This window comes from Arthrobacter sp. 05N425, from assembly GCF_056397125.1.
The window spans coordinates 95,514-117,279 of the sequence record NZ_JBFTMU010000001.1 but is presented as its reverse complement, the minus strand read 5'-3'; the positions used below and the strand labels follow the sequence as shown (position 1 = coordinate 117,279).

Below are 21,766 nucleotides of genomic sequence, written 5' to 3'. Positions count from 1 at the left end.
GGAAACCGGACGCCGCCATTCCCAGTGGCAAGGACTACGCATGAACAAGAAATCACGCCCAGGCGCCCCGGTTCCCGGCCTCCCCTGGGCGGACCGTCCGTGGACGAGGCATTACAGCCAGGGCGTCCCTGCCGACCTCAAGCTGCCCACGGGTTCCCTCGTGGACCTGGTGGATTCCTCCGTCCGGCGCTTCGGAAGTAAGACGGCACTCGAGTTCTTCGGGGCTACGACCAGCTACCGGGAACTCGGGACGCTGATCAGCCGGGCGGCCGCCGGCCTGAAGAAACTGGGCGTGAAAGCCGGTGACCGGGTCGCCCTGGTGCTGCCGAACTGCCCCCAGCATGTGATCGCCTTCTACGCGGCGCTGCGGCTCGGTGCGGTCGTGGTGGAGCACAACCCGCTGTACACGGACCGGGAACTGCGCCATCAGTTCGAGGACCACGGGGCCGCCGTCGCGATCGTCTGGGACAAGGCGGTGGACCGGGTGCTGCAGCTGCCGGCCGACGTCGGGCTCCGGAGTATCGTCTCGGTCGGGCTGATCCCCTCGATGCCGCTGGCCAAGCGGCTCGCACTGCGGCTGCCGCTGCCGGCGGCCCGGAAGGCGCGGGCCGCGCTGGCCGCCGGGAAGCCCGCCCCCCGCGCCCACACGGGGGGTGCATCTCGCACGGTCCTGCCGTGGCACGACCTTCTTAAGGCGGGCGAACTGAAGAAACGGCACCCGCGCCCGGCGCCGGAGGACCTGGCGGTGCTGCAGTACACCAGCGGCACCACCGGGGCGCCGAAGGGGGCCATGCTCACGCACGCGAACCTGCAGGCCAACGCCGCCCAGGGGCGGGCCTGGGTTCCGGGGCTCAAGGACGGCCGCGAAACCGTGTACGCGGTGCTGCCCATGTTCCACGCCTACGGCCTGACGCTCTGCATGACCTTCGCCCTCAGCATTGGTGCGCGGCTGGTGCTTTTCCCCAAGTTCGACGTCGACCTGGTGCTCAAGGCGTACCGGAAGTCTCCGGCGACGTTCCTGCCGGCGGTCCCTCCGATCTACGACCGGATCGCCGCCGCGGCGGCACTGCGGGGCATCAGCCTCAAGGGCATCCGGTTCTCCATTTCCGGGGCCATGAACCTGCCGGCCGCGACCGTGGAAACCTGGGAGAAAGCAACCGGCGGGTACCTGATCGAAGGCTACGGGCTCACCGAGACCTCACCCATCTCGGTCGGCAACCCGTTCGGCCCGAGCCGCAAACCGGGCACGGTGGGTGTCCCGTTCCCGCTCACCGACGTCCGCGTCGTGGACCCGCAGAACGTGAAAATCGATCGCGCCCCGGGCGAGGCGGGCGAGCTGCTGATCCGCGGACCCCAGGTCTTCGCCGGCTACTGGAACCGCCCGGAGGAAACCGAGGAGGCCCTGCTGGAGGGCGGCTGGTTCCGCACCGGCGACATCGTCTCGGTGGACAAGGACTACTTCGTCACCATCCGGGACCGGATCAAGGAACTGATCATCACCGGAGGTTTTAACATCTCACCGACCGAGGTGGAGGACGTCCTCGCCGAATACCCCGGCGTCGCCGAGGTCTCCGTGGTAGGCCTGCCCCGGCCCGGCGGCGGCGAAGATGTCGTGGCCGCCGTCGTACCCGCCCCGGGGGGCACCCTCGACACCGGCGCCCTGCTGGATTACGCGCGCGGGCAGCTGGCGGCTTATAAGGTTCCCCGCCGCGTCGCGGTCCTGGACGTGCTGCCGCGCTCGCTGATCGGCAAGGTCCTGCGCCGCGAGATCCGGGACATGCTGGTGGCCGGCCGCTGACGGAGGCGGGCCGGCTGCCGGGTCGCTGGGAACCCGGCAGCCGGCGGTCCCATCTCAAGCGTCCCGGACCCGGCCCCTGGCAGTTCTGCCGCGGCTGGACGTCCGCGGTCGGATGCCGCGCTTCTGTCTGCGGACGCTGATGGTGGTGCCAGCATCGGGGACGGACCTTGGGAAAATCTGGAGTCCGGCCGCCGTCGGCGCCTGCCCATTTCCTGACGGCGCTCCGGGCAAGCTGATAGGCCTGTCACAAGAGGGCAGGTAGGGTGCCTAGAGGTAGTTGTGCCGGCCGCCGGACTACCGGCGGCGTCTGCAGAAGGGAAGTTGTCGTGACTCGTAAGACTCCGCGCGTTGAAGAAGAGAACGAAAAGGACCTGGAGGTCGGCGACGGGCCGAAGCACTGGGCCGCCGGCGTCCCGGGCGTCTACCACTCCATGAAGCCTGCCATTGAGCAGATGGGGCTGAACCGCACGCGCAAGACGGTCATGAAGATGAACCAGAAGGACGGCTTCGACTGCCCGAGCTGCGCCTGGCCGGACCCGCATCACCGGAAGGCCTTCGAATTCTGCGAGAACGGCGCGAAGGCTGTCACCTGGGAAGCCACTCCGGTGGTCATCCCGACGTCGTTCTGGGCGGAGCACTCGGTGAGTGAACTCCGCGACCGCTCGGACTACTGGCTGGGCATGCAGGGCCGGCTGACCGAGCCGGTCTATAAGCCCAGCGGCGAGGACCACTACAAGCCGATCAGCTGGGACGACGCCATCCGGATCATCACGGAGAAGCTCAAGGGCCTGGACTCCCCGGATGAGGCCTCCTTCTACACCAGCGGCCGCACCTCCAACGAAGCTGCCTTCCTGTACCAGCTGCTGGTCCGTGGCTACGGCACCAACAACCTGCCGGACTGCTCCAACATGTGCCACGAGTCCTCGGGCTGGGCGATGGGCCAGACCATCGGCATCGGCAAGGCCACGGTCAACTTCGACGATTACGCCGACGCGGACCTGATCATCATCATGGGCCAGAACCCGGGCACCAACCATCCGCGCATGCTCACCGAGCTGGAGAACTGCAAGGAGAACGGCGGCGAAATTGTCGCTGTCAACCCGCTCCCCGAGGCCGGGCTGCACCGCTACAAGAACCCGCAGAAGGTCAAGGGCATCATCGGCCGCGGCACGTCCATCGCCGACCAGTTCCTGCACATCCGGATCGGCGGGGACATGGCCCTGCTGCAGGCCGTCTCCAAGCGGGTGCTCGACGCCGAAGCGAAGAACCCCGGCACGGTCCTGGACCACGCTTTCCTCGACGAGCACTGCGAAGGGCTCGCGGAGCTCAAGGAACACCTGGCCCTGCTGGACGAGCAGGCGGTGCTGGAAGCGACCGGGCTGCGCACCGAGGAGATCGACGAGCTTGCCGCCCGCTACCTGAAGGCCGAGAAGGTCATCATCACCTGGGCCATGGGGATCACGCAGCAGAAGAAGGGCGTGGCCACGATCAAGGAGATCATCAACCTGCTCCTGCTGCGCGGCAACATGGGCAAGCCCGGTGCGGGCGCCTCACCCATCCGCGGCCACAGCAACGTGCAGGGCGACCGCACGATGGGCATCTGGGAACAGATGCCGCAGTCCTTCATGGAAGCCCTCGGCGAGGAATTCGACTTCGAACCGCCCCGCGAGCACGGCGTGGACGCGGTCGAGACCATCAACAAGATGCAGGACGGCGAGATCAAGGTCTTCATGGCCGTCGGCGGCAACTTCGTCGGCGCCATTTCCGACACCAACGCGGCCGAGGCCGCGATGGCCGGGACGGAAATGTCCATCCAGGTCTCCACCAAGCTCAACCGCTCGCATGTGGTGACGGGCGCCGAGGCCCTGATCCTGCCCACCATGGGCCGGAGCGAGATCGACATCCAGGAATCCGGCGAGCAGTTCGTCTCGGTCGAGGACACGGTCTGCGCGGTCCACCCCTCATGGGGCAGCGTGGAGCCCGTTTCACACCACCTGCTCTCCGAACCGGCCATCCTCAGCCGGCTCGGCAAAGCCCTCGTCGGCGACAAGATCAAGGCGGACTGGGATGGTTACGAGAAGAACTACGACCTGATCCGCGACCACATTTCGCGGGTCGTAGGCGGCTGCGAGGACTACAACACCAGGATCCGCCAGGAAGGCGGCTTCATCCTTGAGAACGGACCCCGGGACTCGCGCACCTTCCCGACGCCGACCGGCAAGGCCGTGCTCACGGTGAACGAACTCGAACACGTGGAGCGGCCGGAGGGCACCCTGATCCTGCAGAGCATGCGCTCGCACGACCAGTTCAACACCACCATCTACGGCCACAACGACCGCTACCGGGGCATCAAGAAGGGCCGCCACGTGGTGTTCGTGAATCCGGAGGACCTGACCGAGCTGGGCCTGGCCGACGGGCTGTTTGTGGACATCCACGGCCAGTACCAGGACGGCGTCGAGCGTGTGCTGCGCAAGTTCCGCGTGGTCTCCTACCCGACGGCCCGGGGCTGCGCCGCCGCGTACTACCCCGAAGCCAACGTGCTGGTGCCACTGAACCACACGGCAGAGGGCAGCAACACGCCGATCTCGAAGGCCGTCATCGTGCGCCTTGAGCCGAGCCTGGACCAGTCGCCGGACAGCCCGGCCCGGCTTCATGCAGCCCCGGGAGTCACCGTGCCGGCCTAGGCCCGCCGGCACCTCCGCCAAACGCAGGCAGGCCGCGCCCCCGGTGGGGACGCGGCCTGCTCTCTTTGCGCTACTGCTCCGGTGTTACTGGGCCCGCTTGGCCCAGCCCTCCTCGTCCGGGCCGCCGGCCTCACCGTTTTCGCACAGCTCGATGACCTTGTTGGACGCGGCGTGTACCGCCTCCTGGGTGCTCTTGCGGCCGTTGGTGGACGCCGTCCCGGCGGCGTAACCGACGATGAAAGCGCTGATGGCGTCCGCGTGCGGCCCGACCGCCTTCAGTGACTCGTCCGCGACTTCGACGATCTTGTCGTGGTCGACTTCCAGATCCAGGATCTGCAGGGCCTGGATCAGTCGGGCGCTCCAGTGCCGCAGCGAGCTGTCTTCATCTCGGGGCAAAGTCATGTGCTACTCCTCATCGTGGGGTGCTTGGGGTCAAGCGGGTGTCCCTCAAGGGGTAGCACCGATTCCGGCCAATGTGCAACGCGACACAGCCGCTCACCGCCAAGTCGCCGGCTCCCCCGGCCGTCAACTCCACAGGGCGACATGAAATTTCGAGCCGCGGCGCTCCAGCCCGCGCGAGCCGCCATGGGCGACCATCGCCGCGGTGGCGTCGGCCGTGCCGACGAAGCGCTGCAGGGTCTGGGCCATGGTGGTGGTCCTGTGCTGGTCCAGCGTGCTGGCCCACCACAGGCCGGCCACCGGGGTTCCGACGACGGGCAGCCGCACCAGCGTCCCGTTGGCGACTTCGGCGTGGACGATGTGCCCCAGGGCCAGCATGGTTCCCTCCCCCGCGCGCACGGCCGCAAGGGCCTCGGTCTCGCTGCTGAGCCTGATGATCTCCGGGGCGATGCCCAGCGACGCGAGCCAGCGGCCTTCCTCCGAACTTTCCAGGATTCCCGCGGGACCGGCGAACCAGGGCCTGCCCAGCAACCGTTCCACCGCGAGCGGGCCGTGCACCCGCCCCAGCGGATCGGCCGGGGCCGCCACGAAGGCCCGCTGGTAGCGGAGGAACGGGACGGACACCAGGCCCGGGACGGACGCGGGGCTGCCGGCGGGCGCGGGCGGCCTGGCGCCCAGGGCGATGTCGTAGGCGCGCTCCAGCAGCAGCCCGGCCAGGTCCTCGGCGGCTTCGGCGACGACGTCCACCGAGGCACCCGGTACCCGCTTGGTGAACAGGTCCAGCAGCCGGCCGGCAGCGTGCTCGGCAAACGGCGCGGTGGCGGCGATCTTCAGCCGGCCGGCGTCGTTCTTGGCATTGCCGACCTCCCAGCGGGCCTGGTCCGCGAGCCCGACGATGTCCTGGGCATAGTCCGCCAGGGCCCGCCCGCCGGGCGTCAGGGTGATCCCGCCCGAGGCCCGGACAAACAAGGGGTCGCCCAGGTCCTGCCGAAGCGCCGCGAGGGCCGCGGACACGGCCGGCTCGCTGACCCCGAGGGCGGCTGCGGCGGCGTGGAGGGAGCCCAGGCGTGCGACCAGCGCGAACGTCCGCAGCTGGCTCAACGTCATCGACACGGCTTCATAACCTTTCGCTTATGACGATGTTGACACCCTCATCGGGGCGGGGCAAGACTTGCGTTAATCGGCGCCGGGCGGCGTTGCCCGCGCCTTGGAGTGAGGTGGGACTATGCAGATTCCGGCTCCATTCGACTACGTTCGGGCCACCACGGTGGAGGACGCACTCGAGCTTCTGGCACGCCACGGTCCCGAGTCGCGGGTCATCGCCGGCGGCCACAGCCTGCTCCCGATGATGAAGCTCCGGCTTTCCCGGCCTGAATGGCTGATCGACATCAACGACCTCTTCGAACTCGACTTCATCCTGCGCGACGGCGCGGAACTACGCATCGGCGCGCTGACCCGCCACACCACGCTGCTGGAATCGGACGAGATCGCCCGGCTCTTCCCGATCGTCCGGGACGCGGAGCTGGTGATCGCGGACCCGGTGGTCCGCAACCGGGGCACCATCGGCGGCTCACTGTGCCAAGCCGACCCCGCCGAGGATCTCTCCACGGTGTGCGACGTCCTCGGCGCCGTCGCCGTGGTCCGCGGCCCCGGCGGCGAGCGCAGCCTGGCCATGCAGGACTTCCACCGCGGCCCGTACCAGACCGCCGTCGGCCAGGACGAGCTGCTGTGCGAGGTCCGCATCCCCATCAAGGCCCGTTCCGGCAGCGCCTACGAGAAGGTGGAGCGGCGCGTGGGCGACTGGGCCGTCGGGGCCGCGGGAGCATCCGTGACCCTCGCGGAGGACGGCAGCATCGCCGATGCCGCCATCGGGCTGACCGCACTGGGCCTGGACCACACCATCGCCGACGCCGCCGGACTGCTGCGCGGCAAGCGCCCCTCGGAAGAGCTGTTCGCCGACGCCGGCGGGCTGGCCGCGGCGGCCTGCGACCCGGTGGCGGACCAGCGCGGACCGGTCGACTACAAACGGCACCTGGCCGACGAACTCACCCGGCGCGTCCTGCGGCAGGCCTGCGCCCGCGCCGGCCAGAACGCCGGCCAGACGGCCCCCAAGACACAGGAAGGCTGAAGCGCATGCAGATCAGCATGACCGTGAACGGCAACGAAGTTACCTCCGACATCGAACCCCGCGTGCTCCTGGTCCACTACATCCGCGAGGTGCTCGGACTGACCGGTACCCACTGGGGCTGCGACACGAGCAACTGCGGGACCTGCGTGGTCCTGATGGACGGCCAGCCGGTGAAGTCCTGCACCGTCCTCGCCGCGATGGCCGCCGGGCACGACATCCGCACCGTCGAGGGTCTCGCCGCCGGGACCACGCTCGACCCCGTGCAGCAGGGCTTCATGGAGGAACACGGGCTGCAGTGCGGCTTCTGCACCCCGGGCATGATGCTCACCGCGCGCGCCCTGCTGGATAAGAACCCGCACCCGGACGACGGCGAGATCCGGCAGGCCATCTCCGGTCAGATTTGCCGGTGCACCGGCTATGCGACGATCGTCCGCTCGGTGCAGTGGGCGGCGGCCCATCCGGCGCCCGCCGCCGGCGGCGGCGAAGGGGCCGACGAGGTCCTCGACGGGACCGACACCGTGGTGGCGGACGTCGCCACGGAAACCGAAGACTCAGAGGTGAAGGCATGACCGTCATCCATGAGCGGGAGACCAACCCCGCTGCCGGCGACGCGGACCGGCCAATCGGCTACGGCCGCATCCAGCGCAAGGAGGACCCCCGCTTCGTCCGCGGCAAGGGCCACTACATCGACGACCTCGTGCTGCCCGGAATGCTGCATGGCGCCATCCTGCGCGCCCCCGTGGCCCACGCACGGCTCGTGTCGATCGACACCACCAACGCCCTGGCCCACCCCAAGGTGCTCGCCGTCATCACCGGCAAGGACCTGGAGGGCCTCAAGCTCGCCTGGGCGCCGACCCTCTCCGCCGACGTCCAAGCCGTGCTGGTCACGGATAAGGTCCGGTTCCAGGGCCAGGAGGTCGCGTTCGTGGTGGCCGAAGACCGGTATGCCGCCCGCGACGCGCTGGAACTGATCGACGTCGAATACGATGTGCTGCCGCCCCTGGTCGACGCGCGCAAGGCCCTCGACGCCGACGCCCCGCTCATCCGGGACGAAATTGCCGGCCGGACGGACAACAAGATCTTCGACTGGGAGATGGGCAGCGCTGCCGAGACCGACGCCGTGTTCGCAAGCGCCGACGTCGTCGTGAGCCAGGAGATGGTGTACCCCCGCGTGCACCCGGCCCCGATGGAGACCTGCGGCGCCGTCGCCGACTTCGACCCCGTGGACGGCAAACTGACCCTCTACGAGACCACCCAGGCTCCGCACGCGCACCGCACGCTCTTCGCGATCGTGGCCGGCATCCCGGAGCACAAGATCCGGATCGTGTCCCCGGACATCGGCGGCGGCTTCGGCAACAAGGTCGGCATCTACCCGGGCTACATCCTCGCCGTCGTCGGGTCCATCGTCACCGGGCGGCCGGTGAAGTGGGTGGAGGACCGCTCCGAGAACCTGATGTCCACCTCCTTCGCCCGCGACTACATCATGACGGGCGAAATCGCCGCGACCAAGGACGGGAAGATCCTGGCCCTGCGCACCAACGTGCTGGCCGACCACGGCGCGTTCAACGCCACCGCCCAGCCCACCAAGAACCCGGCCGGCTTCTTCTCCATCTTTACCGGCAGCTACGACCTGCAGGCCGCCCACTGCAAGGTGACCGGCGTCTACACCAACAAGGCGCCAGGCGGGGTTGCCTACGCCTGCTCCTTCCGCGTCACCGAGGCCGTGTACCTCGTGGAGCGGATGGTCGACATCCTCGCCCGGAAGCTGGAGATGGACCCCGCGGAGCTGCGGCTGAAGAACTTCATCAAACCCGAGCAGTTCCCCTACGCGAACAAGACCGGTTGGGTCTACGACTCGGGCAACTACGAGGCGGCCATGCGGCTGTCCATGCAGCTGGCCGGCTACGAGGACCTTCGACGCGAACAACGTGAGAAGCGGGCCAGAGGCGAGCTGATGGGCATCGGACTCTCCTTCTTCACCGAAGTCGTTGGCGCCGGGCCGCGCAAGCACTTCGACATCGTCGGCCTGGGCATGGCCGACGGCGCCGAGCTGCGGGTGCACCCCACCGGCAAGGCCGTCGTGCGGCTGTCGGTGCAAAGCCAGGGCCAAGGCCACGAAACCACCTTTGCCCAGATCGTCGCGGAGGAACTCGGCATCCCGCCGGAGAACATCGACGTCGTCCACGGCGACACCGATCAGACGCCGTTCGGGCTGGGAACCTACGGGAGCCGCTCGACGCCGGTCAGCGGCGGCGCGGTGGCGCTCGTGGCGCGCAAGGTGCGCGAGAAGGCGAAGCTGATTGCCGCGGCCATGCTGGAGACCCGCCCGGAGGACCTCGAATGGGAAAAGGGCCGCTGGTTCGTGAAGGGCGATCCCACCGCCGGGAAGACCATCGAGGACATCGCGATGGCGGCCCACGGGACCATGACGCTGCCTGAAGGCGTCGACGGCAACCTCGACGCGGAAGTCACCTACGACCCGCCCAACCTGACCTTCCCCTTCGGCGCCTACATCTGCGTCGTCGACGTCGACCCGGGCACCGGGCGCGTCGTGGTGCGGCGCTTCATCGCGGTGGACGACTGCGGGACCCGGATCAACCCGATGATCATCGAAGGCCAGGTCCACGGCGGCCTGACCGACGGCGTCGGGATGGCCCTGATGGAGATCATCGAGTTCGACGCGGACGGCAACAACCTGGGCGGCTCCTTCATGGACTACCTGATCCCCACGGCCATGGAAGTGCCGGACTGGGAGACCGGGTTCACGGTCACGCCCTCCCCGCACCACCCCATCGGCGCGAAAGGCATCGGCGAGTCCGCCACGGTCGGCTCGCCGCCGGCGATCGTGAACGCGGTGGTCGACGCGTTGGCGCCATTCGGGGTCACCCACATGGACATGCCGTGCACACCGGCCAGGGTCTGGGCAGCCATGCAGGGCCGGGCAAGGCCGCCGATCTGAGATGACCACCGCCGCAGAATCCCTTGCCGCCCGGGCCGCCGAACTCACCGCCCGCCGGGAGCCGTTCGTGCACGCCACGGTGGTCCGCGCCCAGCATCCCACCAGCGCCCGCGCCGGGGACACCGCCCTGGTGCTGCCCGGCGGCGAGATCCAGGGCTTCGTCGGCGGGAACTGCGTAGAGTCCTCGGTCCGGGAGTACGGCCTGCAGGTGCTCTCCTCCGGGGAACCCCTGTTGCTGCGCGTCCTGCCCGGGGAGCTGTCCCGCCGGGCCGAGGAAGGCGCCGTCGAGGTGTCCAACCCGTGCCTGAGCGGCGGTGCGATCGAGATCTTCCTCCAGCCGCGCCTCCCTGCGCCCCGGGTTGTGGTGGTCGGGGCCGCGCCGGTGGCGCAGGCCTTGGCCGCGCTGGGGTCCCGGGTGGGTTTCGACGTTGAGCTCGCCGACGGCGGGGCGGCCGAACCCCGCCCGGACGACGCCGCCCTGATCGTCGCTTCGCACGGCAAGGCCGAGGAGGGTGCCCTCGAAGCCGCGCTGCGCGCCGGCGTGCCCTACGTCGCCCTGGTGGCGAGCGCATCACGCGGCGCCGCCGTGCTGGACTCGCTCGACGTGGACGATGCGCTGCGCTCCCGGGTGTACACCCCGGCCGGCCTTCAACTGGGCGCCCGCACCCCCGGCGAAATCGCCCTGTCCATCCTCGCCCAGCTGGTCCAGGAGCGGGCCGCGGCACGGGACGGCGCTCAGCACAGCGCGCAGGCCGGCGGGGTTCCGGCGCCGTCCACCCCGCAACCGGAAACCGCGGTCGACCCCGTCTGCGGCATGTCCGTGCCAGCCGTCGAATCGTCGCTGCAGCTCGAGCACAACGGCGCCACCGTGTACTTCTGTTCCCCCGGCTGCCGCGCGGCCTTCCGCAAGGATCCGGAGCGCTATGCCCTCAGCAGCTGAAGCACCCCGCATGGCCGGCACCGCGGCCGTCATCCTCGCGGCCGGGGCGTCGGCGCGCCTGGGCCGGCCCAAACAGCTGCTGCCCTACGGCGACGGCGTGCTGCTGGACGCCGTGCTTGCGACCGCCCGGCGCTGCGGGTTCGGCCAGACCGTGCTGGCACTGGGCGGAGCGGCCGAGCAGGTCCTCGGGGCCGTGGACACCACGGGCTGCGAGGTGGCGCTCAACCCGGACTACGGCCAGGGATGTTCGTCTTCGATTGCCGCGGCGATGGCCGTGCTGCGGCCTGGCACCGAGGCGGTGGTGCTGCTGCTCGGCGACCAGCCCGGCATCCGGGTGGAGAGCGTGCCCCCGTTGCTGCAGGCACTGGCCCGGCCCGACGGTCCCGGAGCGGCGGTGTGCCGCTACGACGACGGCGTCGGCCATCCCCTTGCCTTCGGCCGGCGGCTGCTGCCTGAGCTGGCGTCGCTGCATGGCGACAAGGCCGTGTGGAAGCTGCTGGAGCAGCGCGCGGACGTCGTCGTCGAGGTTCCCACGCCGGGCAGCATCCCGCTCGACGTCGACACCGAGGAGGACTACCGGCGGGTGCTGGCCGAGCTGCAGGGGGCCGGGTGAACACGGCGGCCCGGACCGGGGCGGAGGCGGAAGTTCAGCGGCGGATCCCCGACGTCGCCTCGCTGATGGCGGCCCTGGACAAGCACGACTACCTGGCCGACACCGGGCTCGCCACCGCACTGTTCCTCGCGGTGCGGCTCCCCCAACCCATCCTGCTCGAGGGAGAGGCCGGCGTGGGCAAGACGGAGGCCGCGAAGACGCTGGCGCTGCTGCTGGACACCCCGCTGTACCGGCTGCAGTGCTACGAGGGGATCGACGCGGGCGAGGCACTCTACGAGTGGAACCACCAGCGCCAGCTGCTGGGCATCCGGCTGGCCGAGGCGCGCGACGCCGAGGTCAGCGAAGCCGAGCTGTTCGGCCCCCAGTACCTGCTGCGCCGGCCGCTGCTGCAGGCCATCGAACACCCGGGGCCGCGGCCGGCCGTGCTGCTGCTGGATGAGATCGACCGCGCCGACGCCGAGTTCGAGGCGTTCACCTTTGAGCTGCTCGCGGAGGCCTCGGTCACCATCCCGGAGCTGGGCACCATCCGCGCCACGCATCCGCCCATCGTGGTGCTGACCTCCAACCGCACCCGGGACCTGCACGACGCGCTGACCCGCCGCTGTCTCTACCACTGGATCGACTACCCCGGACCGGCCCGGATTGCCGAGATTGTGCGCCGCCGGGTGCCCGCCAGCAGCGGCCCGCTGGCGCTGCAGGCCGCGGCGGTGATCACGCGGCTGCGGACCCTGGACCTGGCCAAGCCGCCCGGGATTTCCGAGGCCATCGACTGGGTCTCGGCGCTCGCGGTGCTGGGCATCGAACGGATCGACGCCGCGACGGCCGAACAGACCTGGGGTTCGATCGTGAAAAACCGCGACGACTTGGAGCTCGTCGGCTCCCGCGGCGCGGCCTGGCTGGTGGACGGCACCGATGGCTGAACCGAGGCAGCCCCTCCCGATGCGCACGACGCCGGCCGCCGGCCCGCCGTTCGTCGAGGCCGCCTCCCTGGCTGCGGCCTTCATCACGGCCCTGCGGGGCGCGGGCGTCACGTGCTCGCCGGACCGGGCGGCCCGGCTGGCGGTGGCACTCCGGCTGGTCCCGCCGACGAACCTGGAGCGGTTGTACTGGACGCTGCGGGTGGTGCTGGTCTCCAGCCGTGAGCAGTTGCCGGTGTTCGACGCCGTGTTTGGCGCCGTCTTCCGGGGCGGCTTCGATCCCGCCGCCGCGCTGGACCGCCACGCCGGGGAACCGGTCCCGGTCCCGGCAGCGCCGCCTCCCGCGGACGGTTCGCGCACCCGGGCCGCCGCCGACACCGGACGAGAGACCGAGCCCGGCCGCGCCGCCCGGCCGCCGCACCCCGCAGTAGCCGCGGGCCGGGACGACGCCGGAGACCGGCAGGGACCGGAGCGCGAGGCCGTCCTCGCGATGGCGTCCACGGAAGAACACCTGCACGGGATGAACTTTGCCGAACTCACCGAGGCGGAAGCTGCCGAGATCCGCCGGCTGGCCACCCGGATCCTGCTGGCAACACCCGTGCGCGTGAGCCGGCGCACGCGCAAGTCGCCGCACAGCAGCGCACGCCTGGACATCCGGGCCACCGTGCGGGCAGCCCGCCGCTCCGGCTACGACTCCCCCAGGCTCCTGTACGCCCGGCGCCGCGAACAGCGCCGCAAGCTGGTGCTGCTCTGCGATGTCTCCGGCTCGATGGAACCGTACTCCCGGATTTTCCTCTCGCTGCTGCAGGGCGCCGTCGCGAAGGCCGGGGCGGAGGCCTTCGTGTTCTCCACCAGGCTGACGCRCCTGACCCGGCAACTGGCCCAGCGCGACCCGGACCTGGCCCTTGCGCAGGCGGCCGCCACCGCGCCCGACTGGGCCAGCGGCACCAGGATCGCCGAGAGCCTCCGGAGATTCGTGGACGAGCACGGCCGCCGCGGCCTGGCCCGGGGTGCCGTGGTGGTGGTCTTCTCCGACGGCTGGGCGCAGGAGGACCCGGCGCAGGTCGGGGCCCAGATGGCCCGGCTGCGCAGGCTCGCGCACCGGGTGGTCTGGGTGAATCCGCGGAAGGCAGCACCGAACTATCAGCCGTTGGCCGGCGGGATCGCCGCCGCGCTGCCCTACTGCGACGCGTTCGTCAGTGGACACAGCTACACGGCCCTGGCGGAGTTGGCGGCGGCAATCCGGGGCGACGACCCGCCCGTGCCGGCAGGCCGCACAGGTGGAAGACAAGTGATCGCAAGTCAAGGGAGCAGCTAATGCAGATTGACAGCAGTTTCTCGGTGGTTGCACCGATCGGCAAGGTCTGGGACACGCTGATGGATTTCGAACGGGTGGCCGGTTGCCTCCCTGGCGCGCAGATCCTGAACAAGCTATCCGACGACGCCTACCAGGTGGGCATGACGGTGAAGCTGGGCCCGGTGAACATGCAGTACAGGGGCCTGCTCAACGTCCTGGAGCGGAACGCCGCCGAGCATCGGGCCGTACTCGGCGGCAAGGCGCAGGAAACCCGCGGCCAGGGCACCGCGGAAGCCAAGGTCACGCTGGCCCTGGCGGAAGAGGGGACCACGACGCGCGGGACGGTCAGTGCCGATCTGGCGCTTTCCGGCAAGGCCGCGGCGATGGGCAAGAGCGTGATCGGCAGCGTCACCGAGCAAATGATGGGGCTCTTCGCGGCCAACCTGCAGGCCATGCTCGCCGAACCGGCGGCGGCGGAGCCCCAGACCGCGCCGGTAGCACCCCCAGCCGCAACCGCTGCCGCAGGCCCCGGCACCGCAGCGCCGGCCACCGCAACACCAGGCGAGCCGTCGCCGTCGTCGGGCAGCCTTGACGCCTTCAGCCTCGCGAAGGGCATCGCTGCCGACCAGCTCTCCAGCCCCGGCAAGGTCCTCGGCCTGGTCGCCGCAGTGGCCTGCGTGGCTTACTGGGCCGGCCGGCGCTCGGCCTTCCGGATGCTCCGGCTCTGCGGAAGGCTCTAGGGAGAAGCCCATGCGGGACGTGCTGGAGGCCATCCTGCCGGACTGGCGGCAGGGCAGGACTGCCGGCCTGGCCACCGTCGTGAACACGTTCAAGTCCGCCCCGCGGCTTCCCGGCGCGTCGATGCTGGTCACCGCCGGCGGGGCCGCCGTGGGATCGGTTTCCGGCGGCTGCGTCGAGGGCGCCGTGTACGAGCTGGCCACCCAGGTCAAGGACGACGGCGTCCCGGTGCTGGTGCGGTACGGGATCAGCGACGACGACGCGTTCGCCGTCGGCCTCACCTGCGGCGGCATAATTGACATCTTCGTCGAGCCGGTCTCGCAGCAGCGCTTCGCCGAGCTCGACGGCGTACGGCAGGACATCGAGGACGAAAGGCGGGTGGGCGTTGCCACGGTGATCGAGCACCCGGACAGCAGCTGGCTGGGACGGCACCTGGTAGTGCGACCGGGCGGCTTCGAGGGGAACCTGGGCTCCGAGCGGGCCAACCTCGCCGTCGGCGACGACTGCCAGGGTTACCTGGCTGCGGGCCGTACCGGCATCCTGAGCTACGGTCCCGACGGAGAGCGGCTGGACAGCGGGATGCGGGTCTTCTTCACCAGCTACGCCCCGCCGCCGCGGATGCTCGTTTTCGGGGCCATTGACTTCGCCTCGGCACTCGCGCGGCTCGGGACCTTCCTGGGCTACCGGGTGACGGTTTGCGACGCCCGCGCCGTCTTCGCCACGCCGGCCAGGTTTCCCGAGGCCGCCGAGGTGGTCAACGAATGGCCGCACCGCTACCTCTCCGGCCAGCAGGAGCAGGGACTCGTGGATGAACGGACCGTCATCTGCGTGCTCACCCACGACCCGAAATTCGACATACCGCTCTTGGAGGTGGCCCTGCGCGGACGCCCGGTGGCCTTCGTCGGTGCCATGGGGTCGCGGCGTACCCACGAGGACCGAATGAGGCGCCTGCACGAGGCGGGGCTGGGCGGGGCGGAACTGGCCCGGCTGCACAGCCCCGTGGGCCTGGACCTCGGCGCACGGACCCCGGAAGAGACGGCGGTGTCCATCGCCGCGGAAATCATTGCCAAGCAGTGGAGCGGCAGCGGTGAACCGCTGCGGCAGCTGGACGAGCGGATCCACCACGAGGAACAGAACCGCGAGCAGCAGCAGGCCTAGCGCCGGCCCGGCTACAGGGCTGCCCGCAGCCCTGTAAGCTCACCGCTCAGCGCGCGGCGGCGGGGACGGCCGAGAGCAGCTCCCGGTAGCGCGCGGCGTGCGCGGTCAGTTCCTCCGCCGTCACCCTCGGGGCCGCATGCAGGACCAGAGGTTCTGCCATTTCCAGGCCGCAGAGGTGCGCGGTGGCCTCCAGGGGACGCAGCAGCTCGGCCATGGTGAAGCGGTTGTGCCCCGTCGGCGTATACGAGGATTCGGGGCCGCCGGTGGAGATGACCAGCTGCAGCCGCTTGCCGTGAAGGGCGTCGCCGCCGGCGCCGTAGGCGAAACCGTAGGTGAGCACCTGGTCCATCCACTCCTTCAGCACACCGGGAACGGAGTACCAGTGCCACGGGAACTGCAGGACGATGGTGTCATGCCCGCGCAGGAGTTCCTGCTCCCGGGCGGCGTCCACGCGCCGGTCCGGGTACGCGGAGGCGAGTTCCCTGACGGTCACGCCGTCGAGGTCCCTGATGGCGGCGGCGAGCTGCGCGGTGATCCGGGACGCCGCCAGGTCAGGGTGGGCGACGACGACGAGCGTGCGGTGTGCGGTCATGGAAGGTTTGTGCTTCTTTCAGAATCGGGTTCGAGGCCTACCAGCGCGCTGCTGAGCCGCCAGAGGAGGTCGGCATCGGCCTGGTTGTAACTGCGTTTTGATGATTTCTTGGCTGTGCTGTTGGCAAAGTACTGGCCCGTGACATTGTCAAGCTCGGGCGCCGAGGCGAGGTGTATGGAGGTCCGGGCGCCTTGCTCCGGAGTCTTCATCCAGCGCTGGATCAGCGGCGTCAGGAACGCCTGCACCCGGCCCGGATCTTCCGCGCCGAACGCTGTCGCCACCACCCCGGGGTGCAGCGCGTTTGCCGTCACCCTGGTGCCGGCGAGCTGGGCGGCAAGGCCGTAGGTGAACAGGACATTCGCAAGTTTCGATTGGTTGTACGCGCGCTGGCCCGAGTAGGAGTGTTCGCCCTGCAGATCCGCGAAGTCCATGCGGCCCATGGCCTGGGCCCCTGAGGAAACTGTCACGACCCGTGCCGGCCCGCTCTCCTGCAACCGCTCCAGGAGCAGGTTGGTGAGCAGGAAAGGCGCGAGGTGGTTGAGCGCGAAGGTGTGTTCGAGTCCGTCAACGGTGGTGCGGCGGCTGTTCCAGAATCCGCCCACATTGTTGACCAGGACATCGAGGCGGTCCAGGGCCTGCAGCACCTCGCCGGCCAGGCGGCGGACCTCCTGCTGGGACGACAAATCTGCGATGAACACCTCGACGGGGGCCGACGCTACCGTGCGGATCTCCTCCGCTGCCCGCGCCGCCCGGTCAGCGTCGCGTCCCGTGATGGCCACCCGGGCGCCCCGGGCCGCCAGACCCAGCGCTGTGGCCTTCCCGATTCCGCCGGTGCCACCGGTGATCAGGACCGTCTTGCCTGCCATGGATCGCATTCGGGGCTCGCTCTCGCTGCTGGTTCGCCGGTCCACGCTTCCGCCTGCGGACCTAGACAGGACTGTCTATGCCGAACGAAGCTACCAGACAGAATTGTCTGTGCACAAGCCGGGGCCGTCGACGGCCGGAGCTGCCGCGCCGCGCGGGCCAGCCGCGGGCGTAAGCTCGTGCCATGGCGAGATATTTCGATGTGCACCCCGACAACCCGCAGCCGCGATCCATCACGCAGGTGGTGGAGATGGTCAAGTCCGGCGGCCTGATCGCCTACCCGACCGACTCCTGCTACGCCCTCGGCGCACAGCTGGGAAACCGGGACGCGCTGGACAGGATCCGCGCCATCCGGCACCTGGACGATAAGCACCACTTCACTCTGGTCTGCAAGGACTTTGCCCAGCTCGGCCAGTTTGTCCAGATCGACAACGACGTGTTCCGCAGCATCAAGGCCGTGACGCCGGGCAGCTACACCTTCATCCTGCCCGCTACCAAGGAAGTGCCGAAGCGGCTGCTGCACCCCAAGAAAAAGACGGTCGGTGTGCGCATCCCGGACAACAAGGTGGTCCAGGCGCTGCTGGCCGAACTCGGCGAGCCATTGCTCTCCAGCACGCTGCTGCTCCCGGACGAGGAAGAGCCGCTGACCCAGGGCTGGGAAATCAAGGAGAGGCTGGACCATGTGGTGGACGCCGTCATTGACTCCGGGGACTGCGGAGCCGAGCCGACAACCGTCATTGATTTCTCCAGCGGCGTCGCCGAGGTCGTCCGCCACGGCATGGGCGATCCGTCGAGGTTCGAATAACGCCGGGAACAGCGACCGCCGGCTTGGCCCGGCGGGTACTTGCCGCGACGCCCCCGGCCCCCTAGTGTTCGGATCATGGCCGCGCCCGGGGGAAACGCACGCTGTCGACAACGCATGACGCCGACGCTGCTGTCCGTGGCGTGCCTCGTCATTGGGGCGGTGACGGCGGGCTGCGGTTCGGCTCCGCCGGCGGAGCCGGCCGGCGAGCCAGCACTGACCAAGCTGCCGGCAGCCTCGGCCGCGGCCGGGACGGGAGCCGGACTGTCGCCGGGCATGACCCTGGCGCCGGCGCCGCCCGTTCCGCCAGCCCCCGCCGGGCACGGTGCAGATGAATGCCTGCCGCAGCGTGCCGGGGTCGCCGCGGCCAACGGGCCCCTTGAGTGCCAGTACTTCACTTCAGGCTCGATGATGCCGGCCTCTGTGCCCCGGGGTCCGGGACTGAGTTCCGGCGACTACGCCGTAAGGTTCAGCAGCGTGGGTGGCCACGCACTGATGACAGTGCGGATCCGCTGCGCTTCGTACGTGGTCAGGGTCGGCATTGCCGGCGAAACAATCACACCGGACCCGCGGACACTGGAAAGCTTTGTGGGCACGTGCAACTTCCCGTGGGACCAGGAACAAGCACGGATGAAGCGATACCTTCAGGCGCCGCTTCAGTTTTCGCGCCGGGAAAGCGGCATTGTGCTGCACAACCCGGAATGGGGAGTCACGCTGTTCGGCACCCCGTACGAGGCCGCCTGATCCCCCAGACCCCTCCTCCCGGGCCCGTGCCCGCACCTCCGGCCGGAACCTTCAGCAGGGTCAGTCAAATGTCAGCCCCCGGGGCTACACTTTAATTCGAACATATATTCGAAAAAGGGTGTGTTGTGGGCGTAATCATCGGGCCCCGCGTGATAGATGCGGGCACTTCCCTGCTGTCGGTCCTGGTCTCGCCGGTGGCGGTCGCCGCCGGCTATCCGTCGCCGGCGCAGGACTATTTTGACGGCAGGATCGACCTCAACGAGCACCTGATCAAGGACATCACCAGCACCTACGTCGTGCGGGTGTCAGGGGACTCGATGGAGGGCGCCGGCATCAGCGACGGGGACGAGTTGATCGTCAACCGGGCGCTCGAGCCGCGCGACGGGTGCGTCGTCGTCGCCGTCCTCGACGGCGAACTCACCGTCAAGCGCCTCCGCGTCACCCCGTCAGGCGTGGTCCTGCAGGCGGACAACCCGCGCTACCCCGACATCCGGGTCCCCGCCCTCTCCGACCTGGTCATCTGGGGCGTCGCCACCCGGTGCCTGCACCATGTCTGAGACCAATGTCTGAGCCCCATGCCTGAGGCCCGGCCCGGCGGCAGTATTGCCCTCGTGGATGTGAACTGCTTCTATGCCAGCGCCGAACGCGCGTTTGATCCCTCACTGGAAGGCAGACCGGTGGTCGTGCTGTCCAACAACGATGGTTGCGCCGTCACCCGTTCGCCCGAGGCAAAGGCCCTCGGCATCCCGCTCGGGGAACCGTGGTTCAAACTCGCCCCGCGGGCCAAGGAGTGGGGGCTCGTGGCCAAGTCCAGCAATTACGAGCTCTATGGCGACATCAGCGCGCGGGTGATGGAACTCCTGGGCCGGTATTCGGCCTGGCTGGAGGTCTACAGCATTGACGAGGCCTTCCTGGGCGTGCGCGGAAACCCGGAGGAACTGCTGCTGCTGGGGCAGGCCATGAAGACGGCGGTCCGGCGGAACGTCGGTGTTCCGGTGTGCGTCGGCATTGCCGGGACCAAGACCCTGGCGAAACTGGCCAACAAGTGGGCCAAACACAACCCGGCGTTCGACGGCGTCTGCCACTGGGATTCCGTTCCCGCCGACCGGCAGGAACGTCTCATGGCCGGCCTGTCCGTGATCGAGCTCTGGGGCGTTTCCACGCGCCTGACCAAACGACTGAACGCGTTGGGGATCCATACCGTGCTTGACCTTGCCAGGGCGGACCCGGTCCGGATCAGGGACCGTTTCTCGGTGGTGCTCATGCGCACGGTCCTGGAACTGCGGGGGACGCCCTGCATCCCGCTCGAAGAGGAACGCATCGGCCGCGACCAGCTGATCTTCAGCAGGTCGTTCGCGACGCCGATCAGCACACCGGCCGGAATGCGCCAGGTCCTCGGGATCTACGCGCAACAGGCCAGCGCCCGGCTCGCCCGGCACGGCCTGCAGGCCAAAGTCCTGACTGCTTTTGCCGCCACATCCCACTACAACCCCCGGGACAGTTCGCATCCCTCGGTGTGTGTTTCGCTGCCGATGCCCACCGCGGACCCGGTGCTGCTGGCCAGGGCTGCCTACGCCCTGCTCCCCCGGATCGACGACGGCGTCAAGTATGCGCGGGCCGGCATCATGGTGACCGACCTGCGCCCGACAGCCAACCAGGCCCCGCTGGCCGTGTTCGAGAACCCGCATGAGGAGCGCGGCATCGGCCCGCTGCTGGAGGAGGTCAGCCGGAAGTACGGCCGGGGCTCCATTGGTCTGGGCCACGCCGGAATCCGCGGCGGCCCCGACTGGACGATGAAGCGCGACATGCTCTCCCCGCGCTACACAACCCACTGGGACGAACTCCCCTTGGTCAAGGCCGCCTGACGGCGCCGGCACGAAGGTAGGACCGGGGCACCGTGGCACTGTGGCACCGGGGCACCGCAGTGCGCCATGCCGCCCGGACTCCGGCGCGCAGCGCCGCCCTGATCGATCAGGCCGTGGTCCGGACCCGCTGCAGGAAGGAATCCAGGATCCGTCCGGCGTTCTCACCTAGCCGGTCATCGACCGCCGGACTCTGCGGTCCCGCCACGTGCAGCCGATCCCACAGCAACAGGAGGGCCGCCAGCACCTCGGAGAGCCCCGTATCCGCCTCCGCGCGCCGCCGCAGCAGCCGGAGGTGCGCCGCCTGCAGGGCCGGTCCCGGAGAGCAGGCCAGGTCGCGGCTGAAGAGGCGGCGGCAACGGTCATAGGCGGACAGGCCCTCGACCGGGAGGCCCGCGATTTCATACGCCGCCACCAGGGCCAGCCAGGCCCGTTCATTCAGCGGCTCCAGCCGGACGGCCGACTGCGCCCAGCGGATCCCGTCGTCGTGACGACCCAGGAGCGTTGCCGCCTCGGCGGCGGAGATCATGGCCGCCACGCGTTCGGCGGCGTGACGAGTACGGGCTTCGTCGGCCCAGTCGGCGACGAGTTCAAAACCGAGGAGAGGCTTGGCGGAGAGTTCCAGCGCTTCGACTAGGAACCGATAGGCCCTCGCCGGCGCGGCAAGGTCAGCTGCGCTGAGCAGGCAGCGGAAGCGCGAGAGGTCCAGGTCCACGAGGCCGGGATCGAGCACGTATCCGCTGTTCGCGGTCCGGAGTGGTCCCGTTTTGGTCTGTCCCGGCTGGATTGCCCGGCGGATGCCGCTGACATAGCTCTCCAGCGTGGCCACGGCCCCGTCGCTGGCACTTGGCCCCCAGAGGATTTCGATCAGCCGGGTCTTGGAGACAGGCGTGCCCAGGTTCAGCAGGAGAATTTCCAGGATGTGCCGCGGCTTGCAGCCGCCCAGATCCGCGGCCGTGAGTGCCACACCCTCACGGCGGACTTCCAGTGATCCAAAAAGCTGAACCGATATGGCTGGTGCTGTTGCCGGCAAGTTGTGCATGATGTTCTCCGATTTCCCGGGCCCCGTTGCAATCGCGTTGGTCAAAGACATGCCGCCTCCCGGAGCCACCGTGACACGGTGGCCCGGAGGCAGCAAGCGTAGGAAACTACCCGATTTTCGGGAGGCCAAAAGTCGGGTAGGGGCATCCGTGCGTTGAGTACGCACCCCCGAGGAAATACAGGTAGCCGGCAGCCTGGCCAAGTAGCTTCCGGGGGCAAGCAGGGCTCCT

At 69.4% G+C, this 21,766-nt stretch carries 20 protein-coding genes; 15 read left to right on the top strand and 5 right to left on the bottom strand.

All coding sequences use genetic code 11. The features are described from left to right. Positions 1 to 40 precede the first annotated feature (40 nt). Both AC1DGE_RS00600 and AC1DGE_RS00595 read left to right on the top strand, forming a co-directional pair. Positions 41 to 1,798, top strand: coding sequence for a long-chain-fatty-acid--CoA ligase (locus AC1DGE_RS00600; RefSeq protein WP_476892599.1), 1,758 nt, complete (start codon positions 41 to 43; stop codon positions 1,796 to 1,798). A gap of 326 nt (positions 1,799 to 2,124) precedes the next feature. Next, on the top strand, positions 2,125 to 4,482 hold the full coding sequence (locus tag AC1DGE_RS00595) for an FdhF/YdeP family oxidoreductase (protein WP_476916691.1): 2,358 nt from the start codon (positions 2,125 to 2,127) through the stop codon (positions 4,480 to 4,482). 84 nt (positions 4,483 to 4,566) lie between these two features. Here AC1DGE_RS00595 and AC1DGE_RS00590 read toward each other — a convergent pair whose 3' ends face one another. Together AC1DGE_RS00590 and AC1DGE_RS00585 are read right to left on the bottom strand one after the other, a co-directional pair. Then, positions 4,567 to 4,884 carry a DUF6457 domain-containing protein gene (locus AC1DGE_RS00590; RefSeq protein ID WP_441418658.1) on the bottom strand — a complete coding sequence of 106 codons (318 nt, stop codon included), beginning with the start codon at positions 4,882 to 4,884 and terminating at the stop codon, positions 4,567 to 4,569. 123 nt (positions 4,885 to 5,007) lie between these two features. After that, a complete protein-coding gene (locus tag AC1DGE_RS00585) occupies positions 5,008 to 5,988 on the bottom strand; it encodes a LysR family transcriptional regulator (RefSeq protein ID WP_441418749.1) in 981 nt (326 codons plus the stop codon). Between the two features lie 118 nt (positions 5,989 to 6,106). On the opposite strand from AC1DGE_RS00585, the gene AC1DGE_RS00580 reads away from it, so the two are divergent. From AC1DGE_RS00580 to AC1DGE_RS00540, 9 genes are read left to right on the top strand one after another with little or no spacing between them, the layout of a single operon-like run. Continuing rightward, positions 6,107 to 7,009, top strand: a complete 903-nt coding sequence (locus AC1DGE_RS00580) for an FAD binding domain-containing protein (RefSeq protein ID WP_441418657.1) — start codon at positions 6,107 to 6,109, stop codon at positions 7,007 to 7,009. Positions 7,010 to 7,014: 5 nt separating this feature from the next. Then, positions 7,015 to 7,578, top strand: a complete 564-nt coding sequence (locus AC1DGE_RS00575; protein ID WP_441418656.1) for a (2Fe-2S)-binding protein — start codon at positions 7,015 to 7,017, stop codon at positions 7,576 to 7,578. Then, complete coding sequence (locus tag AC1DGE_RS00570; protein ID WP_476892603.1) at positions 7,575 to 9,968, top strand: aerobic carbon-monoxide dehydrogenase large subunit; 2,394 nt, start codon at positions 7,575 to 7,577, stop codon at positions 9,966 to 9,968. The genes AC1DGE_RS00575 and AC1DGE_RS00570 overlap by 4 nt, the downstream gene beginning before the upstream one ends. A gap of 1 nt (position 9,969) precedes the next feature. Next, entirely contained in the window at positions 9,970 to 10,908 is a 939-nt protein-coding gene (locus AC1DGE_RS00565) for an XdhC family protein (RefSeq protein ID WP_441418654.1), read from the top strand. Next, complete coding sequence (locus AC1DGE_RS00560) at positions 10,892 to 11,521, top strand: nucleotidyltransferase family protein (RefSeq protein ID WP_441418653.1); 630 nt, start codon at positions 10,892 to 10,894, stop codon at positions 11,519 to 11,521. Before AC1DGE_RS00565 ends, AC1DGE_RS00560 begins: the two co-directional genes overlap by 17 nt. Next, the gene (locus AC1DGE_RS00555; protein ID WP_441418652.1) at positions 11,518 to 12,441 is read left to right on the top strand and encodes an AAA family ATPase; all 924 of its coding nucleotides are present in this window, start codon (positions 11,518 to 11,520) and stop codon (positions 12,439 to 12,441) included. The genes AC1DGE_RS00560 and AC1DGE_RS00555 overlap by 4 nt, the downstream gene beginning before the upstream one ends. Beyond that, positions 12,434 to 13,756: a vWA domain-containing protein gene (locus AC1DGE_RS00550; protein WP_476916690.1), complete on the top strand. Its 1,323-nt coding sequence runs from the start codon at positions 12,434 to 12,436 to the stop codon at positions 13,754 to 13,756. The genes AC1DGE_RS00555 and AC1DGE_RS00550 overlap by 8 nt, the downstream gene beginning before the upstream one ends. Beyond that, complete coding sequence (locus AC1DGE_RS00545; RefSeq protein WP_476916689.1) at positions 13,756 to 14,475, top strand: SRPBCC family protein; 720 nt, start codon at positions 13,756 to 13,758, stop codon at positions 14,473 to 14,475. The genes AC1DGE_RS00550 and AC1DGE_RS00545 overlap by 1 nt, the downstream gene beginning before the upstream one ends. Before the next feature lie 10 nt (positions 14,476 to 14,485). After that, complete coding sequence (locus AC1DGE_RS00540; RefSeq protein WP_476892607.1) at positions 14,486 to 15,631, top strand: XdhC family protein; 1,146 nt, start codon at positions 14,486 to 14,488, stop codon at positions 15,629 to 15,631. 46 nt (positions 15,632 to 15,677) lie between these two features. Here AC1DGE_RS00540 and AC1DGE_RS00535 read toward each other — a convergent pair whose 3' ends face one another. Together AC1DGE_RS00535 and AC1DGE_RS00530 are read right to left on the bottom strand one after the other, a co-directional pair. Further along, entirely contained in the window at positions 15,678 to 16,223 is a 546-nt protein-coding gene (locus AC1DGE_RS00535; protein ID WP_476892608.1) for an NAD(P)H-dependent oxidoreductase, read from the bottom strand. Beyond that, the gene (locus AC1DGE_RS00530; RefSeq protein WP_476892609.1) at positions 16,220 to 17,089 is read right to left on the bottom strand and encodes an SDR family NAD(P)-dependent oxidoreductase; all 870 of its coding nucleotides are present in this window, start codon (positions 17,087 to 17,089) and stop codon (positions 16,220 to 16,222) included. Before AC1DGE_RS00530 ends, AC1DGE_RS00535 begins: the two co-directional genes overlap by 4 nt. 182 nt (positions 17,090 to 17,271) lie before the next feature. Here AC1DGE_RS00530 and AC1DGE_RS00525 point away from each other — a divergent pair, with 182 nt between their 5' ends. From AC1DGE_RS00525 to AC1DGE_RS00510, 4 genes are all read left to right on the top strand, one after another. Then, positions 17,272 to 17,892, top strand: a complete 621-nt coding sequence (locus AC1DGE_RS00525) for an L-threonylcarbamoyladenylate synthase (RefSeq protein ID WP_441418646.1) — start codon at positions 17,272 to 17,274, stop codon at positions 17,890 to 17,892. A gap of 114 nt (positions 17,893 to 18,006) precedes the next feature. Then, complete coding sequence (locus AC1DGE_RS00520) at positions 18,007 to 18,633, top strand: hypothetical protein (RefSeq protein ID WP_476916688.1); 627 nt, start codon at positions 18,007 to 18,009, stop codon at positions 18,631 to 18,633. A 125-nt stretch (positions 18,634 to 18,758) separates the two neighbouring features. Further along, complete coding sequence (locus AC1DGE_RS00515; protein ID WP_441418644.1) at positions 18,759 to 19,190, top strand: LexA family protein; 432 nt, start codon at positions 18,759 to 18,761, stop codon at positions 19,188 to 19,190. Positions 19,191 to 19,208: 18 nt separating this feature from the next. Further along, positions 19,209 to 20,498, top strand: coding sequence for a Y-family DNA polymerase (locus AC1DGE_RS00510; RefSeq protein ID WP_476916687.1), 1,290 nt, complete (start codon positions 19,209 to 19,211; stop codon positions 20,496 to 20,498). A gap of 106 nt (positions 20,499 to 20,604) precedes the next feature. Here the strand turns inward: AC1DGE_RS00510 and AC1DGE_RS00505 are convergent, their stop codons facing one another. Next, positions 20,605 to 21,462: an AfsR/SARP family transcriptional regulator gene (locus tag AC1DGE_RS00505; RefSeq protein WP_441418642.1), complete on the bottom strand. Its 858-nt coding sequence runs from the start codon at positions 21,460 to 21,462 to the stop codon at positions 20,605 to 20,607. Positions 21,463 to 21,766 lie beyond the last annotated feature (304 nt).